This is a genomic window from Streptococcus mitis (genome assembly GCF_000722765.2).
Classification (GTDB): Bacteria; Bacillota; Bacilli; order Lactobacillales; family Streptococcaceae; genus Streptococcus; species Streptococcus mitis_AQ.
In genome coordinates, this window is record NZ_CP028415.1 from 269571 (window position 1) to 294034 (window position 24464).

Annotated in this window: 23 protein-coding genes and 1 pseudogene; 15 read left to right on the forward strand and 9 right to left on the reverse strand. The window is 42.2% G+C overall.

Annotation, left to right across the window (positions count from 1 at the left end; translation table 11 throughout):
- Window positions 1-146: 146 nt before the first annotated feature.
- The 5 genes from SK637_RS01400 to SK637_RS01420 form a co-directional block, all read right to left on the reverse strand.
- On the reverse strand, window positions 147-1058 hold the full coding sequence (locus SK637_RS01400; protein ID WP_000136858.1) for a PTS system mannose/fructose/sorbose family transporter subunit IID: 912 nt from the start codon (window positions 1056-1058) through the stop codon (window positions 147-149).
- A gap of 14 nt (window positions 1059-1072) precedes the next feature.
- Window positions 1073-1885: a PTS mannose/fructose/sorbose transporter subunit IIC gene (locus SK637_RS01405; RefSeq protein WP_001280330.1), complete on the reverse strand. Its 813-nt coding sequence runs from the start codon at window positions 1883-1885 to the stop codon at window positions 1073-1075.
- 74 nt (window positions 1886-1959) lie between these two features.
- Window positions 1960-2949 (reverse strand): PTS sugar transporter subunit IIB, encoded by a 990-nt coding sequence (locus SK637_RS01410; protein ID WP_033688085.1) that lies wholly within the window; start codon window positions 2947-2949, stop codon window positions 1960-1962.
- Window positions 2950-3184: 235 nt separating this feature from the next.
- Window positions 3185-4204, reverse strand: a complete 1020-nt coding sequence (gene adhP / locus SK637_RS01415) for an alcohol dehydrogenase AdhP (RefSeq protein ID WP_000649182.1) — start codon at window positions 4202-4204, stop codon at window positions 3185-3187.
- Window positions 4205-4533: 329 nt separating this feature from the next.
- The gene (locus tag SK637_RS01420) at window positions 4534-5346 is read right to left on the reverse strand and encodes a Cof-type HAD-IIB family hydrolase (RefSeq protein ID WP_033688086.1); all 813 of its coding nucleotides are present in this window, start codon (window positions 5344-5346) and stop codon (window positions 4534-4536) included.
- Window positions 5347-5535: 189 nt separating this feature from the next.
- On the opposite strand from SK637_RS01420, the gene SK637_RS01425 reads away from it, so the two are divergent.
- The 6 genes and pseudogenes from SK637_RS01425 to folB all read left to right on the forward strand — a co-directional run bounded on the left by SK637_RS01425 (window position 5536) and on the right by folB (window position 11611).
- The gene (locus tag SK637_RS01425) at window positions 5536-6954 is read left to right on the forward strand and encodes an NCS2 family permease (protein WP_033688087.1); all 1419 of its coding nucleotides are present in this window, start codon (window positions 5536-5538) and stop codon (window positions 6952-6954) included.
- A 52-nt stretch (window positions 6955-7006) separates the two neighbouring features.
- Window positions 7007-7713 (forward strand): annotated as a pseudogene (locus SK637_RS10270) (lysostaphin resistance A-like protein).
- Window positions 7714-7807: 94 nt separating this feature from the next.
- Window positions 7808-8782, forward strand: a complete 975-nt coding sequence (gene folP, locus SK637_RS01435; protein WP_033688088.1) for a dihydropteroate synthase — start codon at window positions 7808-7810, stop codon at window positions 8780-8782.
- Between the two features lies 1 nt (window position 8783).
- Window positions 8784-10106: a bifunctional folylpolyglutamate synthase/dihydrofolate synthase gene (locus SK637_RS01440; protein ID WP_033688089.1), complete on the forward strand. Its 1323-nt coding sequence runs from the start codon at window positions 8784-8786 to the stop codon at window positions 10104-10106.
- Window positions 10087-10641 carry a GTP cyclohydrolase I FolE gene (gene folE, locus SK637_RS01445; RefSeq protein ID WP_000380931.1) on the forward strand — a complete coding sequence of 185 codons (555 nt, stop codon included), beginning with the start codon at window positions 10087-10089 and terminating at the stop codon, window positions 10639-10641. Before SK637_RS01440 ends, folE begins: the two co-directional genes overlap by 20 nt.
- Before the next feature lie 157 nt (window positions 10642-10798).
- On the forward strand, window positions 10799-11611 hold the full coding sequence (gene folB, locus SK637_RS01450) for a dihydroneopterin aldolase (RefSeq protein WP_033688090.1): 813 nt from the start codon (window positions 10799-10801) through the stop codon (window positions 11609-11611).
- 44 nt (window positions 11612-11655) lie between these two features.
- Here the strand turns inward: folB and SK637_RS01455 are convergent, their stop codons facing one another.
- On the reverse strand, window positions 11656-11973 hold the full coding sequence (locus SK637_RS01455) for a DUF960 domain-containing protein (RefSeq protein ID WP_000886035.1): 318 nt from the start codon (window positions 11971-11973) through the stop codon (window positions 11656-11658).
- A gap of 238 nt (window positions 11974-12211) precedes the next feature.
- Between SK637_RS01455 and ccpA the strand changes: the two genes are divergently transcribed.
- Window positions 12212-13222 (forward strand): catabolite control protein A, encoded by a 1011-nt coding sequence (ccpA, locus tag SK637_RS01460; protein ID WP_001090628.1) that lies wholly within the window; start codon window positions 12212-12214, stop codon window positions 13220-13222.
- Window positions 13223-13275: 53 nt separating this feature from the next.
- On the opposite strand, the gene SK637_RS01465 is transcribed toward ccpA, so the two are convergent.
- On the reverse strand, window positions 13276-14238 hold the full coding sequence (locus SK637_RS01465; protein WP_033688092.1) for an asparaginase: 963 nt from the start codon (window positions 14236-14238) through the stop codon (window positions 13276-13278).
- 65 nt (window positions 14239-14303) lie between these two features.
- Here SK637_RS01465 and SK637_RS01470 point away from each other — a divergent pair, with 65 nt between their 5' ends.
- Window positions 14304-15695, forward strand: a complete 1392-nt coding sequence (locus tag SK637_RS01470; protein ID WP_033688093.1) for a Cof-type HAD-IIB family hydrolase — start codon at window positions 14304-14306, stop codon at window positions 15693-15695.
- 146 nt (window positions 15696-15841) lie between these two features.
- On the opposite strand, the gene SK637_RS01475 is transcribed toward SK637_RS01470, so the two are convergent.
- Window positions 15842-16294: a universal stress protein gene (locus SK637_RS01475; protein ID WP_000079148.1), complete on the reverse strand. Its 453-nt coding sequence runs from the start codon at window positions 16292-16294 to the stop codon at window positions 15842-15844.
- A gap of 161 nt (window positions 16295-16455) precedes the next feature.
- Here SK637_RS01475 and SK637_RS01480 point away from each other — a divergent pair, with 161 nt between their 5' ends.
- The 4 genes from SK637_RS01480 (at window position 16456) to SK637_RS01495 (ending at window position 20508) form a co-directional block, all read left to right on the forward strand.
- Window positions 16456-16758: a hypothetical protein gene (locus SK637_RS01480; protein ID WP_033688094.1), complete on the forward strand. Its 303-nt coding sequence runs from the start codon at window positions 16456-16458 to the stop codon at window positions 16756-16758.
- 153 nt (window positions 16759-16911) lie between these two features.
- Window positions 16912-18126, forward strand: a complete 1215-nt coding sequence (locus tag SK637_RS01485; RefSeq protein WP_033688095.1) for a pyridoxal phosphate-dependent aminotransferase — start codon at window positions 16912-16914, stop codon at window positions 18124-18126.
- A 144-nt stretch (window positions 18127-18270) separates the two neighbouring features.
- On the forward strand, window positions 18271-18405 hold the full coding sequence (gene rpmH, locus SK637_RS01490; RefSeq protein ID WP_000831905.1) for a 50S ribosomal protein L34: 135 nt from the start codon (window positions 18271-18273) through the stop codon (window positions 18403-18405).
- A gap of 138 nt (window positions 18406-18543) precedes the next feature.
- Window positions 18544-20508 (forward strand): peptide ABC transporter substrate-binding protein, encoded by a 1965-nt coding sequence (locus tag SK637_RS01495; RefSeq protein ID WP_033688096.1) that lies wholly within the window; start codon window positions 18544-18546, stop codon window positions 20506-20508.
- A 206-nt stretch (window positions 20509-20714) separates the two neighbouring features.
- On the opposite strand, the gene SK637_RS01500 is transcribed toward SK637_RS01495, so the two are convergent.
- Window positions 20715-22559, reverse strand: a complete 1845-nt coding sequence (locus SK637_RS01500) for an APC family permease (protein WP_033688097.1) — start codon at window positions 22557-22559, stop codon at window positions 20715-20717.
- A 156-nt stretch (window positions 22560-22715) separates the two neighbouring features.
- Between SK637_RS01500 and SK637_RS01510 the strand changes: the two genes are divergently transcribed.
- The 3 genes from SK637_RS01510 to SK637_RS01520 all read left to right on the forward strand — a co-directional run bounded on the left by SK637_RS01510 (window position 22716) and on the right by SK637_RS01520 (window position 24462).
- Window positions 22716-23489 (forward strand): TatD family hydrolase, encoded by a 774-nt coding sequence (locus SK637_RS01510; RefSeq protein ID WP_033688098.1) that lies wholly within the window; start codon window positions 22716-22718, stop codon window positions 23487-23489.
- Window positions 23489-24055 carry a ribonuclease M5 gene (rnmV, locus tag SK637_RS01515; RefSeq protein WP_033688099.1) on the forward strand — a complete coding sequence of 189 codons (567 nt, stop codon included), beginning with the start codon at window positions 23489-23491 and terminating at the stop codon, window positions 24053-24055. The genes SK637_RS01510 and rnmV overlap by 1 nt, the downstream gene beginning before the upstream one ends.
- 107 nt (window positions 24056-24162) lie before the next feature.
- The gene (locus SK637_RS01520) at window positions 24163-24462 is read left to right on the forward strand and encodes a hypothetical protein (protein ID WP_033688101.1); all 300 of its coding nucleotides are present in this window, start codon (window positions 24163-24165) and stop codon (window positions 24460-24462) included.
- Window positions 24463-24464: the final 2 nt, after the last annotated feature.

A 24464-nucleotide genomic window follows, 5' to 3' on the forward strand; every position in this document is an offset into this window, starting at 1 on the left:
GTCTTCGGTATTCAACCGGAGACAGGTAGTCCAATTTTTGTTGGATTCTTTTTTCATTAGGTTCTTCATCAACACTATTTGACAAAGAGCCAAAAGAATCAGGTGATAAACCTGATTCTTTTTTTGTTTGTACATTCTCACCAAGATTACATGATACCGAAGAAACGAGCTGCGATACCTACTGCAAAGAGTGCAAGGATGATTGAGATTGGTGATACTTTTTTCTTAAGCAACCACATGCAAAGGAAAGTAAGGAGAAGTCCCATCAATCCTGGAATCAATGAGTTCAACTGACCTTGAAGGGTTTGTGGTTGAATCTTATCTAGGCTCAATCCACCAAGGGCTTGACCAAGGATACCTTTCAATTCAGCACCTGATACAGGTCCTTCTGGGAAGTTGATGTAGGCACCTTCAGCCAGTTGTTTACCTGGAAGGTTAACAGTAAAGTTAATCGATACCCAACGTTGTACAAGAACGGCAAGAATGAACATACCAAGGATAGAAGCACCTTTAGTGATGTCTTTCAAGATACCACCAGACATGTCTTTAGTGATTTCAGAACCAGCCTTGTAACCAAACTCTTGTGTGTACCATAGGAAGGCCATACGGATAGCATTCCATCCGAAGAAGAAGAGAAGTGGACCAACCAAGTTACCAGATGCAGCAAGTGATGCACCAAGAGCTCCAAGGATAGGACGAACTGTAAACCAGAATACTGGGTCACCGATACCTGCAAGAGGTCCCATCATACCGATTTTAACCCCTTGGATAGCAGCATCATCAATTTCAACACCGTTTGCACGTTCTTCTTCAAGTGCAAGAGTAACCCCCATGATTGGAGCAGCTACGTATGGGTGTGTGTTGAAGAACTCAAGGTGACGCTCAAGAGCAGCAGCTTGGTCTTCTTTAGTAGTGTACAATTTTTTGATAGCTGGGATCAATGAGTAAGCCCAACCCAAGTTTTGCATACGCTCGTAGTTCCAAGAACCTTGAAGGAATTGTGAACGCCACCAAACTTTTTTACGATCTGATTTTGATAATTGAAGTTTTTCAGTCATGATTGTTCCCCTTTCTAGTAGTCTTCTAGGATATCACCGATTGGGTCGTTAGAAGTCGCAGCTCCGCCGCCACCGTTACCACCTTGTTTTGAAAGGTTAAGGTAGATGAAGGCAAGGGCAACACCGACTACACCAAGGGCAATCAAAGTCAATTGAGAAATCGCAGCAAGTGCAAAACCGATTGCGAAGAATGGCCATACTTCACGAGTTGCCATCATGTTGATAACCATAGCGTAACCAACGGCAACGACCATAGCACCACCGACAGCCATACCACCGTTCAACCATTCTGGCATCAATTTAAGAGCATCTTGAACGGCAGAAGCTGGGATAGCGATAAGGAAGGCTGCAGGGATAGCAATACGAAGACCTTGAAGAAGAAGTGCGATAAAGTGAGCACGTTCAACAGCTGCAATATTTCCTTCTTTAGCAGCAGCATCTGCAGTGTGAACCAAACCAACTGAGATTGTACGAACAATCATAGTCAAGAAAAGTCCAGCTACGGCAAGAGGGATAGCTGTTGCTGTTGCAACGGCGATACCTTCAGTAGTAAAGTTACCACCTTTGATCAAGATGATTGCTGCGGCAACAGATGCAAGAGCAGCGTCAGGAGCTACGGCAGCTCCGATGTTTGCCCAACCAAGGGCGATCATTTGAAGTGATCCACCAAGCATAACCCCTGCTTCGAGGTTACCAGTTGCAAGTCCGATAAGGGTACATGCGACGATTGGTTGATGGAATTGGAATTGGTCGAGGATACCTTCAAGACCTGCAAGGAAGGCAACAACTACAACCAAGACAGCAGAAATAATTGAAATATCTGACATGGTTTTATTCCTTTTCTATTTAATGATAATAAAGTGAAAAATTTTCTTAGAATTCTTCTATAGTTTGATATTTGTTATTGAACGTTGGCTTTGCTAATCAAGTCAAACAAATCTTTTTTAGTGTCGTTTGGTACTTTACGTACGTCAAATTCAACACCGAGGTCACGCATTTTTTCAAATGTAGCAACGTCATCTTTGTCCATAGACAAAACGTTGTTGACCATTGTTTTACCTGTTGAGTGAGCCATTGATCCTACGTTAAGGGTCTTGATTGGCACGCCACCTTCGATTGCACGAAGGGCATCTTGAGGTGTTTCAAACAAGATAAGGGCATGTGTTTCTCCAAAACGTGGGTCTTTTGAAACCTCAATCAATTTTTGGATTGGTACAACATTGGCTCTGACATTATTTGGAGCTGCTTGTTTAATCAATTCTTTACGAAGATCGTCGTTGGCAACGTTATCTGAAGCAACGATAATACGGTCTGCTTTTGAATCTGGAGTCCAAGCAGTTGCAACCTGACCGTGAAGTAGACGAGTGTCCAGACGGGCAAGGTTAATCTTGAGTTTTCCATCTCCGATAACAGTTCCTTCTGGAATAGCAGCTTGAGCAACTGGAGCAGCTGCAGCGCTTGCTACTTCCTCAACTGGGTTTAACTCTTCTGGAAGAGCTTTGATGCCATCTTTGGCTTCTTTAATGATATTAGCAGCGACTTTTTCTACACCTGCAGCAGCGTCCATGAGGCGCTCTGTGTAGGCTTGAATTAACATCGGTAAGTTAAGTCCTGTGATGATGGCAAACTTACGCTCAGGATTTTCTCCCATCACGCGACTAGCTTGGTTAAATGGAGATCCACTCCAAAGGTCAGCCAAAACTAGAACCTCATCTTCTGCGTCAAATGCAGCAACAGCGTTATTAAACTTAGCGTATAGATCATCAGGACCTTCATTTGGCATAAAGGTTACAACTTGAACCTTTTCTTGTTCACCAAAGATCATAGAACCTGACTGATGAATACCCGCAGCAAATTCGCCGTGGCTCGCAATAATGATTCCGATACTCATTATTGTCATTCCTCCTTTTTTGTTTTAGTTTTCGTTTAAGAAAACTTTAAGACTGTTTAAGTATAAACCGTTTTCATCTAAAAATCAACTATTTATCATAAAATAATTAAAAAGATTACATCTGAAAATATTGATATACTGAGTTTTAGAGAAGTTTTTTTGAATTCTTATTAAAAAATTTAATATAAAAAAGTTGGAAGCGCATTCCAACTTTTTAAAATAGGTTTCTATTAGATTAGTGGGTGAAGTCGAGTACCATACGTCCTTGGATTTGACCTTTTTCCATTTCGTCGAAAATGGCAACAGCATCTTCTACTGGACGTTTTTGAACAACTGGGACTACCAGACCTTCTGCACCGAATTGGAAGGCTTCTTCCAAGTCTTTACGAGTTCCAACAAGAGAACCGATGACTTGGATTCCATCTAGAACGGTTTTCACGATGCTGAGTTCCATCATTTCAGAAGGAAGACCAACAGCGACGACGCGACCACCGGCACGAACGGAGTCAACAGCCTGATTGAAGGCAACTTTAGATACAGCAGTTACGACAGCTGAATGAGCTCCTCCATCAGTTTTTTCCTTGATGAGTCCTGGTACATCATCAACTTCTAGGCCGTTAATCACAATGTCAGCGCCTACTTCTTTTGCAAGGGCAAGTTTGTCGTTATTGATATCAACTGCGATGACATGAGCATTGAATACTTTTTTAGCGTATTGAACAGCTAGGTTACCAAGGCCACCAGCACCGTAAAGGACAACCCATTGGCCTGGTTCAACTTTGGCCTCTTTAATAGCTTTATAGGTTGTTACACCAGCACATGTGATAGAAGAAGCTTGGGCTGGATCAAGTCCGTCAGGAACTTTGACAGCATAGTCTGCAGTTACAATACATTGTTCAGCCATACCACCATCTACTGAGTAGCCAGCATTTTTTACAGTACGGCAAAGAGTTTCACGGCCAGTTGTACAGTATTCGCAAGTACCACATCCTTCAAAGAACCAAGCAACGCTGACGCGGTCACCGACTTTAAGGCTTTTCACATCTGGGGCAATTTCTTTAACGATACCAACACCTTCATGTCCTAAAACACGTCCTGGTACTTGACCAAAGTCACCATGGGCAACGTGGAGGTCAGTGTGGCAAACACCACAGTATTCAATTTCTACAAGTGCTTCTCCAGTTTCAAGTGGACGGAGTACTTTTTCTTCAACAGCAACACCAGTGCTTTCTGGATTTACAACAACAGCTTTCATAGCTATCCTCCTTGATATTAACTGAGAGCGGGAGAAACAGGACTGGATTGATTTTGTGTCAACAGAGTCGAGTATGACGAGCTCTCTTGTATTTATATGTGAAGTATATCACAAAAGAAAGCCTTTTCCAAGGTTTTGGAGGTGAAAAATAGAACAATCGATTAACCGGTTGATGAGACTGTGAAAAGAACACAAAGACCAGCCCGCAAGCTGGTCATACTCTTCGAAAATCTCTTCAAACCACGTCAGCTTCGCCTTGCCGTACTCAAGTACTGCCTACGGCTAGCTTCCTAGTTTGCTCTTTGATTTTCATTGAGTATCAGTATGGACTATAAGAATAAGTCTTGCATGGTTTTGGCAACCCCGTCTTGGTCATTTGTCAAGGAAATTTGCTCATCTGCATAGGGGAGTAGCTCAGGATTGGCATTTTTCATGGCATAACCTTTCCCAGCAAAAGCGAGCATTTCGGTATCATTGTGCTCATCTCCAAAAGCAATCAAATCCTTTTTGTCACGGTTCATTACCTTGAGCAAGTAGTCTAAGGCGAAGGCCTTGTTGACACCTTTTGGGGTACACTCAAGGATATTGAGCGGACCTCCCCAAGTATTGATAGACAGTTGATGCTGGTAGAAGGCGTTCATTTCTTTTGCTAAGGCATATTTGTCACTGGCTCTGGTCTGCAACAGGATACAGTTAGGGTCCTTGGTCACCAATTCAGGCTGGAATTGATCTTCAGGCTGGAAAGCTTCTACACCAAATAGTTTGGGATTGGCAATTTCTTCATTAGGATTTGTGATATAGAATTTTTTACGATACTCTCCAGCGATAAAATCGGCTTGAATGTCCTCTGAACGTCGAACCATGTCTAGCAGATATTTTTTGTCTACAGTTAAACACTTTTCAAAATCCCAAACTTGGTCTGGTAAATGAGTAAGGGAGCCGTTGAAATTAATCATAGGAGTGTTTAAGCCTAGTTCATGGTAAAAATCTTTTGACATACGGTAAGGGCGACCTGTCGTAATAATAACCTGATGGCCTTTTTCAGCAACTTTTTTAATGGTTTCTTTGGTAAAGTCAGAAATTTGACTGTCTGAGTTGAGCAGGGTGCCATCCAGGTCAACTGCAATAATTTTTTTCGTCATATGGACCTTTCTAGTGTCTTTTCAGATAAGATGTCTACTATTATAACAGAAAGCAGGCAGAAAATCAGATTCGAAACCAAAAAAGAAATTTCATCAAATTCTTAAATAAATCAAACAAAGATATTGAAAAAGTGAATGATAAATGATATAATTCTATTATTGTTCGTAAAAATTAAAAGGAGATTGATAATGGACAAATTATTTAAACTAAAAGAGAACGGTACAGACGTTCGTACAGAGGTTCTCGCTGGTTTAACAACTTTCTTTGCAATGAGCTATATTCTCTTTGTAAACCCACAAATTCTTTCGCAAACAGGAATGCCTGCTCAGGGTGTATTCCTCGCAACGATTATCGGTGCAGTTGCTGGTACCTTGATGATGGCCTTCTACGCTAACTTACCTTACGCCCAAGCACCAGGTATGGGACTCAATGCCTTCTTTACCTTTACAGTTGTATTTGGGCTCGGTTATTCTTGGCAAGAAGCCCTAGCTATGGTCTTCATCTGTGGGGTCATCTCATTGATTATTACCTTGACAAATGTTCGTAAAATGATCATTGAATCGATTCCAAATGCCCTTCGCTCAGCAATTTCAGCTGGTATTGGTGTCTTTCTTGCCTACGTGGGGATTAAGAATGCTGGACTTTTGAAATTCACGATTGATCCAGGAAACTATATTGTTGTAGGAGAAGGGGCTGACAAAGCCCAAGCAACGATTGCGGCAAACTCTTCAGCGGTTCCAGGCTTGGTCAGCTTTAATAATCCAGCTGTTTTGGTGGCTCTTGCAGGACTTGCCATTACTATCTTCTTTGTTATTAAAGGGATTAAAGGGGGAATTATCCTTTCTATCTTGACAACAACTGTTCTTGCTATCGCAGTTGGTTTGGTAGATTTGTCTAGTATCGATTTTGCTAATAACCATGTTGGTGCAGCCTTTGAAGACTTGAAGACAGTCTTTGGTGCAGCTCTTGGTTCAGAAGGTTTGGGAGCTTTGATTTCAGATACAGCTCGCTTACCTGAAACTCTGATGGCTATTCTTGCCTTCTCATTGACAGATATTTTTGATACAATTGGTACCTTGATCGGTACAGGTGAAAAAGTTGGTATCGTAGCGACAAATGGTGAAAATCACCAATCAGTTAAGTTGGACAAGGCTCTTTACTCTGACTTGATTGGTACTTCAATTGGTGCCATCGCAGGTACTTCAAACGTAACGACTTATATTGAGTCTGCTGCTGGTATCGGTGCAGGTGGACGTACTGGTTTGACAGCCTTGGTTGTAGCTATCTGTTTTGCGATCTCAAGCTTCTTTAGTCCACTTCTAGCGATCGTACCAACAGCCGCTACAGCTCCAATCTTGATTATCGTTGGGATTATGATGTTGGCTAGCTTGAAAAATATCCATTGGGACGATATGTCTGAAGCGGTTCCTGCTTTCTTCACATCTATCTTTATGGGATTCAGCTACTCTATCACTCAAGGGATTGCAGTTGGTTTCTTGACTTACACTTTGACTAAGCTTGTCAAAGGTCAAGCTAAAGATGTTCACGTCATGATTTGGATTTTGGATGCCTTGTTTATCCTTAACTACATCAGCATGGCCCTATAATAGGATAACCCAGGGGGATTTCCCCCCTTTTTTAATATAAAGGAGATGAATGATGGAAGAGAAAAGTATATGGAAAGAATTGTTGAATCGTGCAGGTTGGCTGTTAATCTTCTTTCTGGCGACAATTTTATATCAGATTCCTATAGGGGTTACTGCTATTTTAACTTTAAATGCAGTACCACTGTTGCAGTCAGGACTGATAGTTGCAGGAATTTCGATTGTGATTCTGGTGCTATTTATTATTGGAGCTCGTAAAACGCAATTAGCAAGTTTTAATTTTCTTTTTTTAGAGCTAAGGATCTAGCACGTTTGGGCTTGAGTTATTTAGTTATTATCTGTTCAAATATACTTGGTTCCATCTTGTTGCAACTGTCAAATGAGACGACAACAGGGAACCAGTCTCAGATTAACGATATGGTTCAAAATAGTTCTTTGATTTCTAGCTTTTTCTTGCTAGCCGTACTTGCTCCGATTTGTGAGGAAATCTTGTGCCGTGGGATTGTTCCTAAAAAGATTTTCCGAGGAAAAGAGAACTTGGGATTTGTAGTCGGTACGGTTGTGTTTGCTTTATTGCATCAACCAAGTAATTTACCTTCTTTATTGATTTATGGAGGTATGTCGATCGTTCTGTCTTGGACGGCTTACAAGACCCAACGTTTGGAAATGTCTATCTTGCTTCACATGATTGTGAATGGGGTTGCTTTCTGTTTGTTGGCTCTTGTGGTGATCATGAGTCGGACATTAGGGATTTCTGTTTAAGATTTTTGACAATTGCTTACTTGTTTCTATTGGGAAAAAAGATGAATGCAATCGTGTCCATCTTTTTCTTTTTATGGTAAAATAGAGAAATAATATGGTGAAAAGCCTTGAGGGAGTGACCGATATGTCAACTAAAGTAAATCATGCAAAGACAGCTATTTGCGGAATTATCAATGTAACCCCAGATTCCTTTTCGGATGGTGGTCAATTTTTTGCTCTTGAGCAGGCACTCCAGCAGGCTCGTAAATTGATAGCAGAAGGGGCTAGTATGCTAGATATCGGCGGAGAATCGACTCGGCCGGGAAGTAGCTATGTTGAGATAGAAGAGGAAATCCAGCGTGTTGTTCCAGTGATTAAAGCGATTCGCAAGGAAAGTGATGTCCTCATCTCTATTGATACTTGGAAGAGTCAGGTAGCAGAAGCTGCTTTGGCTGCTGGTGCCAATCTAGTCAATGATATCACTGGTCTTATGGGTGATGAGAAAATGGCCCATGTGGTTGCTAAGGCTGGTGCGAAAGTAGTCATTATGTTTAATCCAGTCATGGCGCGACCTCAGCATCCTAGCTCGCTCATCTTCCCTCATTTCGGTGTTGGTCAAGCTTTTACAGAGGAAGAGTTAGCTGACTTTGAAAAAATGCCAATCGAAGACTTGATGGAGACTTTCTTTGACAGAGCCCTATCGAGAGCGGACGAAGCTGGAATCGCACAAGAAAATATCCTGTTGGATCCAGGAATCGGCTTTGGTCTGACCAAGAAAGAAAATTTGCTTCTTTTACGGGATCTGGATAAACTCCATCAGAAGGGCTATCCAATCTTTCTTGGAGTGTCGCGTAAGCGGTTTGTCATCAATATCCTTGAAGAAAATGGCTTTGAAGTCAATCCTGAGACAGAACTTGGTTTCCGCAATAGGGACACGGCTTCGGCTCATGTAACCAGTATCGCTGCGAGACAGGGTGTGGAAGTGGTGCGCGTGCATGACGTAGCCAGTCACAAGATGGCAGTTGAAATTGCATCAGCCATTCGATTGGCTGATGAAGCGGAAAATTTAGATTTAAAACAATATAAATAAGATGAAAGAAATTGAAAACAATCAGTGGATTGCTAACTACCGGACGGATCAACCGCATTTTGGCTTGGAACGAATGGTGGAACTGTTAGCTTTGCGCGGAAATCCCCATCTCAAACTCAAAGTCATCCATATCGGAGGAACCAATGGCAAGGGTTCGACCATTGCTTTTTTGAAAAATATGCTGGAAAAGCTAGGTCTGAGAGTTGGGGTGTTCAGCTCGCCCTATCTCATTCATTATACAGACCAGATTAGCATCAATGGGGCATCTATCCTAGAAGCGAGACTAGAAGCCCTCATGGCGGATTACCGGTCTTTGCTGGAGGGAGAAGCGGCCGCTAATTTACAGGGGACAACCGAGTTTGAGATTATCACAGCCATAGCCTATGATTACTTTGCCTCAGAGCAAGTAGATGTGGCCATCATGGAAGTGGGTATGGGCGGACTCTTGGATAGTACCAATGTCTGCCAACCCATTTTAACAGGTATCACGACTATTGGACTGGACCATGTAGCCCTACTTGGTGATACCTTGGAAGCCATAGCAGAGCAGAAAGCTGGTATTATCAAACAAGGTATTCCCTTGGTTACAGGTAGTATTGCTCCAGAAGCTTTGGCTGTGATTGACAGCATTGCGGAAGGGAAAGATGCGCCGAGATTTGCCTACGGGACAGATTATCAGGTCAGCCATCAAAAGAGTGTGGTTACAGGTCAAGTCTTTGACTATACAAGTGTTGTCAGACAAGGTCGTTTCCAGACTGGCCTGCTTGGTTTGCACCAGATAGAGAATGCTGGGATGGCCATAGCTTTACTCGATACTTTTTGTCAGGAGGATGGCCGAGAGCTACCAGCTAATATCTTGATTGCTCAAGCTCTGGAAGAAACAAGATGGCCGGGGCGTCTGGAGGTCATGTCAAGGAACCCCTTGATGATCTTGGATGGGGCCCACAATCCCCATGCTATTAAGGCTTTATTGGCAACCTTGCAAGAACGCTTTGCGGATTATCGTAAGGAAATCCTCTTTACTTGCATCAAAACCAAGGCCTTGGAGGATATGTTGGACTTGCTGGGGGCCATGCCAGATACCGAGCTTACCCTGACACATTTTGACGACAGTCGGGCGACTGATGAAAGAGTGTTGAAAGAGGCAGCTAAGTCTAGAAATCTCAGCTACCAAGGTTGGCAGGATTTTCTAGAGCAGAAATTGACAGATAAAAAAGAAGAGAAACAAACAGTTAGGATTGTCACGGGTTCCTTGTATTTCTTTAGCCAAGTGAGAGCCTATCTGATGGAGAGGAAGAACGAAAATGGATACACAAAAGATTGAAACAGCTGTAAAAATGATTATCGAAGCTGTCGGAGAGGACGCTAACCGTGAGGGCTTGCAGGAAACGCCTGCTCGTGTGGCACGTATGTACCAAGAGATTTTTTCAGGGCTTGGTCAAACAGCGGAGGAACATTTGTCAAAATCCTTTGAGATTATCGACGATAATATGGTTGTAGAAAAGGATATCTTTTTCCATACTATGTGTGAACACCACTTCTTGCCATTTTATGGTAGAGCGCATATTGCCTATATTCCAGATGGTCGTGTGGCAGGTTTGTCTAAGCTAGCCCGTACGGTTGAAGTTTATTCGAAAAAACCACAAATTCAAGAACGTTTGAATATCGAAGTAGCTGATGCCTTGATGGACTATCTAGGTGCTAAAGGAGCCTTTGTTGTCATTGAGGCGGAACATATGTGTATGAGCATGCGTGGTGTCAGAAAACCAGGTACTGCAACCTTGACGACAGTAGCTCGTGGTCTATTTGAAACAGATAAGGACCTCCGAGATCAGGCTTATCGTTTAATGGGACTATAATACTCTTCGAAAATCTCTTCAAACCAGGTCAGCTTCCATCTGCAACCTCAAAACAGTGTTTTGAGCAGCCTGCAGCTAGCTTCCTAGTTTGAACTTTGATTTTCATTGAGTATAAAAAGAATCCGCTTTGGGCGGATTTTTCTAGAAAGGAATCATTATGGATCAACTGCAGATTAAGGATTTGGAAATTTTTGCCTATCATGGTCTTTTTCCTAGTGAGAAGGAATTGGGGCAAAAGTTTGTCGTTTCAGCTATCCTATCCTATGATATGACCAAGGCGGCTACAGACTTGGATTTGACAGCTTCTGTCCATTATGGAGAACTGTGTCAGCAGTGGACGACTTGGTTTCAGGAAACGAGTGAGGACTTGATTGAAACGGTAGCTTATAAACTGGTGGAACGTACTTTTGAGGCTTATCCTCTTGTCCAAGAAATTCAGCTGGAACTGAAAAAACCTTGGGCGCCAGTTCATTTGCCACTAGATACTTGCTCGGTAACCATTCATCGCCGCAAGCAGCGGGCCTTTATCGCCCTAGGAAGCAATATGGGGGATAAGTCAGCCAACTTGAAGCAAGCCATTGAGAAAATGCGAAATCGAGGTATCCATATTCTCAAAGAGTCCAGTGTCTTGACGACGGAGCCTTGGGGAGGTGTGGAGCAGGATATCTTTGCTAATCAAGTGGTTGAAGTAGAAACATGGTTGCCGGCTCCAGTGCTATTAGAGACCTTGTTAGCCATTGAGTCAGAGATGGGGCGGGTGAGAGAAGTGCATTGGGGACCTCGTTTGATTGATTTGGACTTGCTCTTTGTGGAGGACCAGATCCTTTATACAGACGACCTTATCTTGCCTCATCCTTACATAGCGGAACGCCTTTTTGTCCTTGAGTCCTTACAGGAAATTACACCTCATTTTATCCATCCTACCTTAAAGCAACCGATCCGTAACTTGTATAATGCTTTGAAAAAATAGAAAAACTCTAGCCTTCAGTCGTTTGTAACTGAAGGCTAGAGTTTTTAAAATAGGTCATTTTCTTCTGGGAGGAGGATAGTTTCTCTACCGTCCATGTCTAAAACCAGTACTCTTGGCGGATAAAGAGGGTCAAAAGGATGGTTAAAGTCAAAATCAATAGCTGTAGGGAGGTGTTGACTTGAAAAATGGAAGGTAATTTTTCCTTGGTTATTAAGCAATTGAAACTCGAGTTCTTCTTCCAATTCAAAGACATTTTTTAAGAAGTGGTCGATGATATACCAAAAAGAGTCAATGACATCATCAGGCAAGCTGGTAACAATGCCAAAACTAGCAGACCGCATGTGGGTATTGGTAAAAGCCATATCTTTGCCTCCTTTCTTTTCCATTATCATACAGCAAATAGGATTAAAAATCAAGAAAAGGCGATTTTTTCTTCATAAACATAGTTTTCTATGAAATTTTTTTCAAACAATCTTCAAAAAAAGCTTGAAAGTGTTTACAAATAGTGATAAAATGGAATAAGTAGAATCATGAAAACGAAATTTTCATATCGTCTCTTTTTTTGGAGTCTCGTGAGGTATGATATAGAAAGGAAATGAAATGAATACAGACGATACAGTAACGATTTATGATGTCGCCCGTGAAGCAGGAGTTTCAATGGCGACAGTTAGCCGTGTAGTCAATGGCAATAAGAATGTAAAAGAGAATACTCGTAAAAAAGTGCTTGAGGTGATTGATCGTTTGGATTACCGTCCAAATGCCGTGGCGCGTGGTCTTGCAAGTAAAAAGACAACCACTGTCGGTGTCGTGATCCCCAATATTACCAATGGTTATTTCTCAACGCTTGCTAAAGGAATTGATGATATCGCTGAAATGTACAAGTATAACATCGTCCTTGCTAATAGTGATGAGGATGATGACAAGGAAGTTTCAGTGGTTAACACCCTGTTTTCTAAGCAAGTGGATGGTATCATTTTTATGGGGTACCACTTGACTGAAAAAATTCGTTCAGAGTTTTCTCGTTCTCGAACACCAGTTGTTCTTGCAGGAACTGTGGATGTAGAACATCAGCTTCCAAGTGTCAATATTGACTACAAACAAGCAACGATTGATGCAGTAACCTACCTTGCTAAAGAGAACGAGCGCATTGCTTTCGTTAGCGGTCCACTAGTGGATGACATCAATGGTAAGGTTCGCTTGGTTGGCTACAAGGAAGCCTTGAAAAAAGCAGGTATTTCTTATAGCGAAGGATTGGTATTTGAATCTAAATACACTTATGAAGATGGCTATGCCTTGGCAGAGCGTTTAATTTCATCAAACGCAACTGCAGCAGTTGTAACAGGTGATGAACTGGCAGCAGGTGTCTTGAACGGCCTTGCTGATAAGGGTGTATCAGTACCAGAAGAGTTTGAAATTATTACTAGTGATGATTCGCAAGTCTCACGCTTTACCCGTCCAAACTTGACAACTATTGCCCAACCTCTTTATGACCTTGGTGCTATTAGTATGCGTATGTTGACTAAGATTATGCACAAGGAAGAGTTGGAAGAACGTGAAGTTCTCTTACCTCATGGATTAACAGAACGTCGTTCAACACGAAAACGTAAATAGAAAAAATCAGGGAATCGTGAAGATTTCCTGATTTTGCTTTCTGGAGAGGAGACTTAGCCTTCCATATAGTCTTTCAAAGCCTGTTCTGTTAGTCCGGCATTGAGAGCGATGAGGAGTTTCAAGCGGGCTTTTTGGGCGTTAAGTTCTTTGACAAAGAAAACACCTGCCTTTTGCAACTGCACGCCCCCACCTTGGTAGGCATAAACAGGCTCCGCTATACCGTTAAAGCATCGTGAAACCAGGGCGACTGGGATTCCTTTTTGCAGAAGGCTTTCTAATTTTTGAGCCGTTTCTTTGGGAATATTACCAGCTCCGAAGGCTTGGATAATCAAACCGTCCAGTTGTTCCAAATCCAGCATATCAATCAGCTCATCTGTCATACCAGCATAAGCCGAGATGATAGGTACCAAGCCTTGTATGTGATCAAGGTCAAAGCGAACACGAGGTTCAGCTGTTTTGAAGTAGAGGATTTCCTGTTTCATGATGAGACCAAGGGGGCCGTGAGTAGGAGTTTGGAAGGTACTGACATTGGTCGTATGTGTTTTGGTAACATACTTGGCAGCGTGGATCTCATCGTTCATAACAACCAAAACTCCTTTGTCAGCAGCCCTGTCATCGCTAGCCACTCGTAAAGCACTCAGATAATTATAAACACCGTCGCTACCGAGTTCATTGGAGCTACGCATGGCCCCTGTTAGAACGATGGGTATATGGGGAACTTCCATGGTATCAAGGAAATAAGCTGTTTCCTCTAAAGTATCGGTCCCGTGTGTGATCACCACTCCATCGTAGTTAGAAGCTTCCTCTTTAACTTTCTGGTAGAGGGCCAGCATATGCTTGGGTTTGATATGGGGGCTTGGCAGGTTAAAAAAGTCTAGGGCGTGGACTTGGATTCCTTCGAGGGGATTGGACACATGGTTCATGGGATTATCTGAACTTGTCACAACAGCGCCAGAAGCATCGGCTTGCATGGAAATAGTTCCACCCGTATGTAAAACAAGGATTTTCTTAGGCATGATTTACTCACTCTTTCTGAAATGTGGTATAATCATTGTATCACAAAAGGGGAGATTGGGATAGGATGGAAGTCAAAGCTGTTTTTTTTGATATCGATGGAACCTTGGTCAACGATCGCAAGAGTGTTTTGAAATCCACTAAGGACGCGATTAAGATTGTCAAAGAACAAGGAGTGCTAGTTGGTGTAGCAACGGGTCGAGGACCTTTTTTTGTTAAGGAATTGATGGACGATTTGGATCTGGATTTTGCGGTAACCTATAATGGCCAGTATATCTTTACTAAAGACAAAGTCTTGTTCACGAGCCCTATTTCCAAGTTACATTTGCGTCAGCTTATTACGTATGCTAAAAAAGAGGGCAAGGAGATTGCCCTAGGGACCAAGGATGCCATGTTGGGTTCTAAAATCATGTCCTTTGGTTTGGGTTCTTTTTCCCAACGAATCAGTCGCTTCGTTCCCTCTGTTTTAACTCGTACGGTGAGTCATTCCTTTAATTGTATGGTCAGCAAGATTGTTCCCCAAAAGGAAGAAGACCTACTTGAACTAATGAATCAGCCCATCTACCAAGTTTTGATGCTGATGACACCAGAAGAATCTGAGAAGGCAGAAGCTGATTTTGAAGATTTGAAATTGACACGTAGCAATCCTTTTGCAGCAGATGTCATCAATCAAGGAAACTCTAAATTGGAAGGCATACGCCGAGTCGGGAAAGAATATGGCTTTGACCTCAACCAAGTCATGGCCTTTGGTGACTCAGATAATGACCTAGAAATGCTGGCAGGTGTCGGTATGTCGGTCGCTATGGGAAATGGTAGTAGCAGTGTCAAGGAAGTGGCAAAGCACATCACCACTAGCAATCAGCAAGATGGAATCCACAAGGCCTTGGAACATTTTGGTGTTCTAGCTTCAGAAAAAGTTTTTGTCAGCCGTGACTATCATTTCAATAAGGTCAAGACCTTCCACCACATGATGGATGAACGAACCCAAGAAGAACCTCGAGCTTGGGATTTAGAAGGTGCAACCCACAGGGCTGGCTTTAAAATAGAAGAATTGGTGGAGTTTGTTCGAGCTGCCAGTCCTTCTGAAGAGGACTTTGGTCAAGCTCTATCGCAACTTCATCAAGCCCTTGATAAGGCAGCAGAGAAAGTAGCCAAGAAGACACCTGCCCAGCAAGATTTGGTGGGACAAGTGGATGCTTTGATTGACACGCTTTACTTCACCTATGGTAGTTTTGTCTTGATGGGGGTCGACCCAGAACGTATTTTTGACATTGTCCATCAGGCCAATATGGGGAAAATTTTTCCAGATGGCAAGGCTCATTTTGATCCAGTGACCCATAAAATCTTAAAACCAGATGATTGGGAAGAAAAATATGCTCCAGAGCCTGCCATTAAAAAGGAACTGCAGCGCCAACTCAAGGCTTATGAACGTCATAAAGAGAGAAATAATACTCAATGAAAATCAAAGAGCAAACTAGGAAACTAGCCGCAGGCTGCTCAAAACACTGCTTTGAGGTTGCAGATGGAAGTTGACGTGGTTTGAAGAGATTTTCGAAGAGTATAAATAGTAAACAAAAAGGAGCGCTGAGCTCCTTTTCTTCGTGATTATAAGGTTTTCTCTTGTTCTCTCACAACCAGCAAATCGACTTTGGCATGGCGGAGGATGTATTCAGATGAAGAACCGACCAAGAGGCGTTCAAAGGCGTTGAGACCAGTTGCGCCAACGAGGATGAGGTCCACTTCTTCAGCATCGGGAATAGTACGTGCCAGTAGGGTCTTTGGATTTCCCATTTCAATGACGATATGAACATCTGCCACACCAGCATCTTTAGCACGTTTTTCGTACTCTTTCATCAGACTTTCAGCGTCGACTTGGAGTTCTTCGTAAACTTCAGCATCAAAGGTGGATACGCTTTGGAGCGCGCGTGTGTCAATGACATGTGCGATGGTCAGTTTAGCGTCGTTTCGTAGAGCAGAATGAACTCCCTTGACAAAAGCCAAGTCTGCTTCTTTAGAACCATCGATTGCGACCATGATATTTTGGTAACGTTGTGCCATAATGAAACCTCCTGAAATTTTCTTACTATCATTGTAAACCTTTTCACTATAGAAGTAAAGCAAAAAAAGTATTTTCTAAAAGAATATTAGCGCTTAAAAACTATATAAATATATGATAAAATAAAAGAAAGGATAGCAGGAAAGAAGTGAAGGGAGGGAGAATGATGAAGAACTCTTTTCAAGAAACAAAAAATTTAAATTTCCTTTATTATGGAATTATCCTAGTTTCAGTCTTGGTAGAAGTTATTATGATCTGGCAATTAGAGAAGCTAATTCCACTTCTCTATCCAGGTTTTGTTGGCTTTTTAGTCTTTCACCTACTCTACCATTTGGTATTATTCCTAGTCGCTAAACGAAGTGGGCGTTGGGATTACTTGATGATATGGGGACTTTTCCTCATGTTCAATCTTCTTTATGACTCCTTTTTAGGCTTGCTTTTTCTAGGTTTATCTTTTGGTATGTGATGTGACTTTCGCAAAATACCTGCTATCTCCCCTATTTCCTCGCTTTTAGCGAGGTTTTTCTTCTGTAGGATTTTAGTAATACATTTCAGTAAACTTGTCGCATTATCTTTCTAGTGGTATAATATTACTATCCTGACGAATTGAGGAAACAAGATGAAAGAATATAACAAGTCTAGTAAGTTAGAGCATGTTGCTTATGATATCCGTGGTCCTGTTTTGGAAGAAGCCATGCGGATGCGAGCAAACGGAGAAAAGATTTTACGTCTGAATACAGGAAATCCAGCAGAATTTGGTTTTACAGCGCCAGACGAAGTCATTCATGACTTGATTATGAATGCGCGTGATAGTGAAGGTTATTCTGACTCCAAAGGGATTTTCTCAGCCCGTAAGGCCATCATGCAGTATTGCCAATTGAAGAAATTCCCAAATGTAGATATTGATGATATCTACCTTGGAAATGGTGTTAGTGAGTTGATTGTCATGTCTATGCAGGGGCTTTTGGACAATGGAGATGAGGTCTTGGTGCCTATGCCAGACTATCCTCTTTGGACAGCGGCTGTCAGCCTAGCTGGAGGAAATGCCGTTCACTATATCTGTGATGAAGCTGCAGAATGGTACCCAGCTATTGATGATATCAAGTCAAAAATCACTTCCAATACCAAGGCAATCGTCCTTATCAATCCAAACAACCCAACTGGAGCCCTTTATCCTAAGGAACTCTTACTGGAGATTATTGAGATTGCCCGTCAAAACGATTTGATTATCTTTGCGGATGAAATTTACGACCGCATGGTAATGGATGGGCATGTGCATACGCCGGTGGCTAGCTTGGCACCAGATGTCTTCTGTGTCAGCATGAATGGTCTATCAAAATCCCACCGTATTGCTGGTTTCCGTGTGGGTTGGATGGTCTTGTCTGGACCTAAGACTCATGTCAAGGGCTATATTGAAGGTCTCAATATGCTGTCCAATATGCGCCTTTGCTCTAATGTTTTGGCCCAACAAGTCGTACAAACTTCCTTGGGTGGTCACCAATCAGTCGATGAATTGCTCCTTCCTGGTGGACGAATTTACGAGCAAAGAAATTTCATTTATAATGCCATTCAAGAGATTCCAGGTTTGTCTGCGGTTAAACCCAAAGCTGGGCTCTATATCTTCCCTAAAATCGACCGTAATATGTACCGTATCGATGATGATGAGCAGTTTGTCCTTAATTTCTTGAAGCAGGAAAAGGTTCTTTTGGTTCATGGTCGAGGCTTTAACTGGCAGGAACCAGACCACTTCCGTATTGTTTACCTTCCTCGTGTCGATGAACTAGCCCAAATTCAAGAAAAGATGACTCGTTTCTTGAAACAGTATCGTAGATAGGGCTTACATTCGAAAAAGCTGGAAACATTTGCCTTGAGCTATTGACAAAAGTGAAAGAATCAGATAGAATAGTAAAGTATGTTTAGTAACTGATCACTTTATAGCCGGCTAAACGAATACAAAATCTATGAGGAGGTATTCATCGTGAAACGTACTTATCAACCAAGTAAACTTCGTCGTGCGCGCAAACACGGATTCCGTAACCGTATGTCAACTAAAAACGGTCGTCGCGTATTGGCAGCTCGTCGTCGTAAAGGACGCAAAGTTTTGGCTGCATAATCCAAACGAACCATAACAAAAATCAGTAGGAACTCGAGTCTACTGATTTTTATTTTTGTAAAAAAGTTCAAAAATGCTTTATATTTTTGCTCAAATAGTGTATAATATTTCACATACTGTAAAAAATGGAGAATAATCATGAAGAAATCAAAAGTTATGCTTTTTGGAGTTATGGCTTTGACAGCAGGTCTAGCTCTAGCGGCATGCGGGTCATCCCAATCAAGTAATGCAGACAAGACTTACTCTTATATCTTTGTCAGCAACCCAGATACCTTGGATTATATTACTTCTACACGAGACTCTACATCTAGTATCACAACCAACTTGATTGATGGGTTGTTGGAAAATGACCAGTATGGCAATCTCATCCCCTCTATGGCTGAGTCATGGACTGTGTCAAAAGATGGCTTGACTTACACTTATAAGATCCGTCAGGGAGCTAAATGGTACACTTCTGAAGGAGAAGAGTATGCGGATGTAACAGCTCATGACTTTGTGACTGGTCTCAAGTATGCGGCTGATAAAAAGGCTGAAAACTTGTACTTGGTACAAGATTCCATCAAGGGTCTAGCAGACTATGTTGAAGGGAAATCATCTGATTTTGGAGCTGTTGGTGTTAAGGCAGTGGATGATTACACGCTACAATACACTCTCAATCAACCTGAGACTTATTGGAACTCTAAAACAACAGCAAGTATCCTTAATCCTGTAAATGAAGCCTTCTTGAAGTCTAAGGGAGATGACTTTGGAAGTGTAACACCATCAAGTATCTTGTCAAATGGTCCTTACTTGTTTAAATCTTTCTCATCAAAATCTTTGATTGAGTTTGATAAAAACCCTAATTACTGGGATAAGGACAATGTTAAAATTGAGAAAGTGAAACTTTCTTTCTTTGACGGTTCTGACCAAGACAGCATTGCTAGAGGTTTCTTGGATGGTAACTATACAGATGGCCGTATCTTCCCAACAAGTTCAGTCTTTGCTGAACTCAAGAAGGGCAATGAGGACAAGATTACCTACACACCACAAAACTCAGTTACTTTCTACTATCTTTTCAACGTCAATCGTCAAAGTTACAAGCAGACTATGAAACAGTCTGATAAGGAAAAGACAGATTCACGCGCAGCTATGCAGAATAAAGATTTCCGTCAGGCTATCAACTTTGCCTTTGACCGTCATGCTTATGCAGCACAGACAAATGGTGAAGATGGAGCAGACCGTATCTTGCGTAACACAGTTACACCAAGTAACTTTGTCCAAGTTGGAGATAAGAACTTTGGTGATATTGTCAATGAAAAAATTGTCAACTACGGTAAAGATTGGGCAAATATTAACCTAAACGATGGTAAGCAAGCCTTCTTGAACCCTGACAAGGCCAAAGAGAAGTTTGCTAAGGCCAAAGAAAGTCTGCAAGCTCAAGGAGTAACCTTCCCAATTCATTTGGATATGCCAGTTGACCAGACTGCTAAGTTGGATGTGCAACAGGCTGGATCTTTCAAACAAACAGTGGAAGAAACCCTTGGTAAGGATAATGTAGTCATTGATGTTATCCAACTTTCTCCAGATGAAAAAGACCAAGCAACCTACTTTGCAGATACAGCAGAACAAAAAGACTATGATATTGACATCTCAGGATGGGGTGGAGACTACTCAGATCCTAAGACTTACCTAGCCATCCTTGATCCAGAGACAGGTTCTCAGTTGAAAAACATGGGCTTGTCTGAAGGAAAAGACAAGGAAGTTAAGGACAAGATTGGTCTTGCTGATTATAAGAAACTCTTGGATCAAGCAGATGCGGAAATCACAGATACTCAAGCTCGCTATGAAAAATATGCTGAAACCCAAGCTTGGTTGACAGATAGCGCCCTCTTCCTACCAGTTCAAAGTGGTGGAGCTAATCCAATCTTCCGTAAGACTGTACCGTTTACAGGCCCATTCTCATTCGTTGGGAATAAAGGAAATGCAGACAACTACAAATATGTTGAATTGCAAAAAGAGCCAGTAACCGCTAAACAGTACCAAGAACTCTATGAAAAATGGCTGAAAGAAAAAGCTGAGTCAAATAAAAAAGCTCAGGAAGATTTAGCTAACCATATTCAATGATATTCCTAGTCATGCTTTTCAGTTAATACTCTTCGAAAATCTCTTCAAACCACGTCAGCTTCCATCTGCAACCTCAAAACAGTGTTTTGAGCAGCCTGCGGCTAGCTTCCTAGTTTGCTCTTTGATTTTCATTGAGTATAAGCATAGTGGATGGATTCAGAAAAAGGCCTTACCAGACGCTTCTTGGTTCTGGTAGGGCCTTTTCTTTATTCTTTTAAGTGATAGGAGTAGCTAGCGACAACAACGTCTTGGTGCCAACGAAGGGCGTATTTGAGTTTGAGACTCATCTGATTGTGCAGGATATTCTGCCAAGGTTTATTAGGGATAAACTGGGGAACGAGAACAGTGACTGTATAGTTCTTTTTCTGAGCTTCCTCGGAAATCCGTTTGACATACTTGACAGTAGGGGTGATGATGTCGCGATAGCTGGTCTTGATATTTTTCAGAGTAATGGTTGGGAAGTAATCGGCAAATTCTTGGAGAATTTCTTGGTCTTTTTCTGCTGTTTCCTTAGTAGAAATGTGCATGGCTAAGACTTCATCACCGATACTTTGAGCGTAGTTAATGGCTCCGATGCTGACACGGGTGACATTTCCTACTAGGACCAGAACCAGATTGCCGTCGTAAGTACGTTTTTCGATTCCTTCATAGAGTCGCAGTTGTTGGGCTACTTTTTGGTAATGACTGTGAATTGCCAAGAAGAGTAGAGTGAGTACGAGAATAATAGGGAAGAAAGGCCAGATATCACTGAGACGGAAAAAGAGCAGGATTAGCACAATCGCGTAGCAAATGATTGCTCCAAGGATATTAGCAAGAGCAGGTTTTAAGAAGTTGGCCCCTTTTTCCTTTTTCCAATGACGAATCATCCCAGTCTGAGAAAGGGCGAAGGGAACGAAGACCCCAATAGTATAAAGAGGAATCAAGCGTTCGGTATTGCCATTAAAAATGAGAAGAAGAATCATAGCCCCAAAAGCCAGAGTTAAAATTCCATTGGAGTAGCCTAGGCGGTCTCCTTTTTCCATAAAGAGATGGGGCATGTATTTGTTTTTAGCCATATTATAAGCCAGCATGGGGAAGGCCGAAAAGCCAGTATTGGCAGCTACGGCCAAAATCAAGGCTGTGGAGAATTGGAAGATATAATACCCAAGGTGGCCTAAGAAGGAAGTGCCAAGGATCCCCTGAGCCATCTGTGAAAGAATAGTTTCTCCGTGTTGAGGCATAATCCCCATCCAGTAGTTTAGGAAGGTGATACCAGCAAAAAGGAAACCTAAAATCAGTGACATAATGGTCAAGGTTTGAGCGGCATTCTTTTCTTTTGGAGCCTTGAAAAAGGGAACGGCATTTGAAATAGCTTCAACCCCTGTCAGAGAGGCAGAACCGCTGGTAAAAGCTCTTAGGATGAGAACGATAGACAGGCTCGGAACAGCATGCCCAATAGGTGAAGTTGCCTGATAGCTGAGAGAACCTGTCATTAGTTGAAAGATTCCATAGAGCAAGAGAAAGACAGTACTGATGATAAAGAGATAGACAGGAATCATCAGTGAGCTGGCAGATTCTTTTAAGCCCCGTAAGTTCAGGAGCATGAGCAAGCAAACCAGAAAAATGGAGATGTGGAGGTTGTAAGGGTGAAGAGAAGGGAGAGCTGCTGTGATAGCGTCCGCTCCAGATGAAACAGATACCGCTACGGTCAGCATATAGTCAACCAGAAGACTACCTCCAGCGATCAAGCCAAGTTGGGGAGATAGATTTTCTCGAGTAACCATATAGGCCCCTCCCCCTTGAGGATAGGCATGGATGATTTGACGGTAGGAAACGGTCAGGCTAGCTAGGAGCAGGAGGACAAAGAGGCCGATAGGAAGGCTCCACCATATAGCTAGAGGAGAGAGACTAGTCAAGACCAGGACTACTTGCTCAGGTCCATAGGCAATGGAGGACAGAGCGTCGCTTGACAACATGGCCAGTGCCTGCATTTTTCCCAGTAGTCCCCCTTCTCCTTCGGTTAAGGACTTAAGAGGACGACCGATAAAGGTCTGTTTTAATTTTGTAAACATAGTTGTTTCCTTTGTTGAAAAATTCAATAAGTGTTATTATACTGCTTTGGAAAAAAAGCGTCAAGAGAGGACGATGGATTTTAGAATATTTTGTACAGATGAGGAGAGAGGGCAGTTTTTTGGTATAATAGAAGATAGAAAACGAGGTTAGAAGAGATGATTTTTGATACACATACACACTTAAATGTAGAAGAATTTGCAGGTCGTGAGGCAGAAGAAATCGCCTTAGCTGCTGATATGGGTGTGACACAGATGAATATTGTTGGTTTTGATCAACCAACGATTGAGCGTGCCTTGGAGTTGGTAGATGAGTACGACCAACTCTATGCAACTATTGGTTGGCATCCGACAGAAGCTGGAACTTACACAGAGGAGATTGAAGCCTACTTGCTTGACAAGCTCAAGCATCCAAAGGTAGTTGCTTTAGGTGAGATTGGTTTGGATTATCATTGGATGACAGCGCCTAAAGAAGTGCAGGAGCAGGTTTTTCGTCGTCAGATTCAGCTATCTAAGAACTTGGATTTGCCTTTTGTTGTCCATACCCGTGATGCGCTGGAAGATACTTATGAGGTTATCAAGAGCGAGGGAGTTGGCCCTCGAGGTGGCATTATGCATTCTTTCTCAGGGACTCTTGAATGGGCAGAGAAGTTTGTCGAGCTTGGCATGACTATTTCCTTCTCAGGAGTGGTGACTTTTAAGAAGGCAACTGACATCCAAGAAGCAGCTAAAGAGTTACCTTTGGACAAGATTTTGGTGGAGACGGATGCTCCCTACTTGGCTCCTGTTCCTAAACGTGGTCGCGAAAACAAAACAGCCTACACTCGCTATGTAGTAGATTTTATCGCGGATTTGCGTGGTATGACGACCGAGGAGTTATCGGCAGCAACGACTGCAAATGCAGAACGAATTTTTGGATTGGATAGCAAGTAATGAAAGAAAAAATTTCTCAAGTCATCGTGGTTGAAGGTCGCGATGATACGGCCAATCTTAAACGTTACTTCGATGTAGAGACCTATGAGACACGAGGTTCTGCCATCAATGAGCAGGATCTAGAGCGGATTCAGCGTCTACACCAACGCCATGGGGTCATTGTCTTTACAGACCCAGATTTTAATGGGGAGCGGATTCGTCGCATGATTATGACGGCCATTCCAACAGTTCAGCATGCCTTTCTCAAACGAGATGAAGCTGTTCCCAAGTCCAAGACCAAGGGGCGTTCTTTGGGAATTGAGCATGCCAGCTATGAAGACCTGAAAACGGCTCTAGCTCAGGTGACAGAACAATTTGAACATGAGAGTCAGTTTGACATCAGTCGTAGCGACTTGATTCGCCTTGGTTTTCTAGCAGGAGCAGATAGCCGTAAGCGCAGAGAATATCTAGGAGAGGCTCTCCGAATCGGCTATTCTAACGGTAAGCAACTCCTCAAGCGCTTAGAGTTGTTTGGGATTACCTTGGCAGAAGTGGAAGAAACCATGAAATCTTATGAGAACAGCTAAGCAGACCCCAAATGTAAGGGGAATGTGTTACAATATAAGTAAGTAGATTTATGTCAGGGGATTCACTTTGATAATATTTAAATAGATGTTTACAAGGAAAGAGTGAAATGAAAATACGAGTTGATAGAGAATCTATCTGCATGGGGGATGATGTTTTCTCTCATCAGATGGATCTTGATGTCCCGAAGGATATGACAGTTGAGGAGTTTTGTAGTTTTCTTCAAAAGGACAGATATCTGCCTAGATTGGATACGGAATGGCTTCTACGACATGGTGGGCAGACAGTAACAAGTTATAATACAGAAACAAAAGAATTGACGAATCCAAATGTTTCTTTAACAGAGCTCATTTATCAGAGTTCAGGAGACAATGAGTTTGTTTGGATAATAAAACGCCGTTTACACTAGAA

Excerpts from the sequence above, each read along its gene's own strand:
- SK637_RS01400 (WP_000136858.1), bottom strand. The coding sequence starts at position 1,058 with ATGACTGAAAAACTTCAATTATCAAAATCAGATCGTAAAAAAGTTTGG.
- SK637_RS01405 (WP_001280330.1), bottom strand. The coding sequence starts at position 1,885 with ATGTCAGATATTTCAATTATTTCTGCTGTCTTGGTTGTAGTTGTTGCC.
- SK637_RS01410 (WP_033688085.1), bottom strand. The coding sequence starts at position 2,949 with ATGAGTATCGGAATCATTATTGCGAGCCACGGCGAATTTGCTGCGGGT.
- adhP (WP_000649182.1), bottom strand. The coding sequence starts at position 4,204 with ATGAAAGCTGTTGTTGTAAATCCAGAAAGCACTGGTGTTGCTGTTGAA.
- SK637_RS01420 (WP_033688086.1), bottom strand. The coding sequence starts at position 5,346 with ATGACGAAAAAAATTATTGCAGTTGACCTGGATGGCACCCTGCTCAAC.
- SK637_RS01425 (WP_033688087.1), top strand. The coding sequence starts at position 5,536 with ATGGACAAATTATTTAAACTAAAAGAGAACGGTACAGACGTTCGTACA.
- folP (WP_033688088.1), top strand. The coding sequence starts at position 7,808 with ATGGTGAAAAGCCTTGAGGGAGTGACCGATATGTCAACTAAAGTAAAT.
- SK637_RS01440 (WP_033688089.1), top strand. The coding sequence starts at position 8,784 with ATGAAAGAAATTGAAAACAATCAGTGGATTGCTAACTACCGGACGGAT.
- folE (WP_000380931.1), top strand. The coding sequence starts at position 10,087 with ATGGATACACAAAAGATTGAAACAGCTGTAAAAATGATTATCGAAGCT.
- folB (WP_033688090.1), top strand. The coding sequence starts at position 10,799 with ATGGATCAACTGCAGATTAAGGATTTGGAAATTTTTGCCTATCATGGT.
- SK637_RS01455 (WP_000886035.1), bottom strand. The coding sequence starts at position 11,973 with ATGGCTTTTACCAATACCCACATGCGGTCTGCTAGTTTTGGCATTGTT.
- ccpA (WP_001090628.1), top strand. The coding sequence starts at position 12,212 with ATGAATACAGACGATACAGTAACGATTTATGATGTCGCCCGTGAAGCA.
- SK637_RS01465 (WP_033688092.1), bottom strand. The coding sequence starts at position 14,238 with ATGCCTAAGAAAATCCTTGTTTTACATACGGGTGGAACTATTTCCATG.
- SK637_RS01470 (WP_033688093.1), top strand. The coding sequence starts at position 14,304 with ATGGAAGTCAAAGCTGTTTTTTTTGATATCGATGGAACCTTGGTCAAC.
- SK637_RS01475 (WP_000079148.1), bottom strand. The coding sequence starts at position 16,294 with ATGGCACAACGTTACCAAAATATCATGGTCGCAATCGATGGTTCTAAA.
- SK637_RS01480 (WP_033688094.1), top strand. The coding sequence starts at position 16,456 with ATGATGAAGAACTCTTTTCAAGAAACAAAAAATTTAAATTTCCTTTAT.
- SK637_RS01485 (WP_033688095.1), top strand. The coding sequence starts at position 16,912 with ATGAAAGAATATAACAAGTCTAGTAAGTTAGAGCATGTTGCTTATGAT.
- SK637_RS01495 (WP_033688096.1), top strand. The coding sequence starts at position 18,544 with ATGAAGAAATCAAAAGTTATGCTTTTTGGAGTTATGGCTTTGACAGCA.
- SK637_RS01500 (WP_033688097.1), bottom strand. The coding sequence starts at position 22,559 with ATGTTTACAAAATTAAAACAGACCTTTATCGGTCGTCCTCTTAAGTCC.
- SK637_RS01510 (WP_033688098.1), top strand. The coding sequence starts at position 22,716 with ATGATTTTTGATACACATACACACTTAAATGTAGAAGAATTTGCAGGT.
- rnmV (WP_033688099.1), top strand. The coding sequence starts at position 23,489 with ATGAAAGAAAAAATTTCTCAAGTCATCGTGGTTGAAGGTCGCGATGAT.
- SK637_RS01520 (WP_033688101.1), top strand. The coding sequence starts at position 24,163 with ATGAAAATACGAGTTGATAGAGAATCTATCTGCATGGGGGATGATGTT.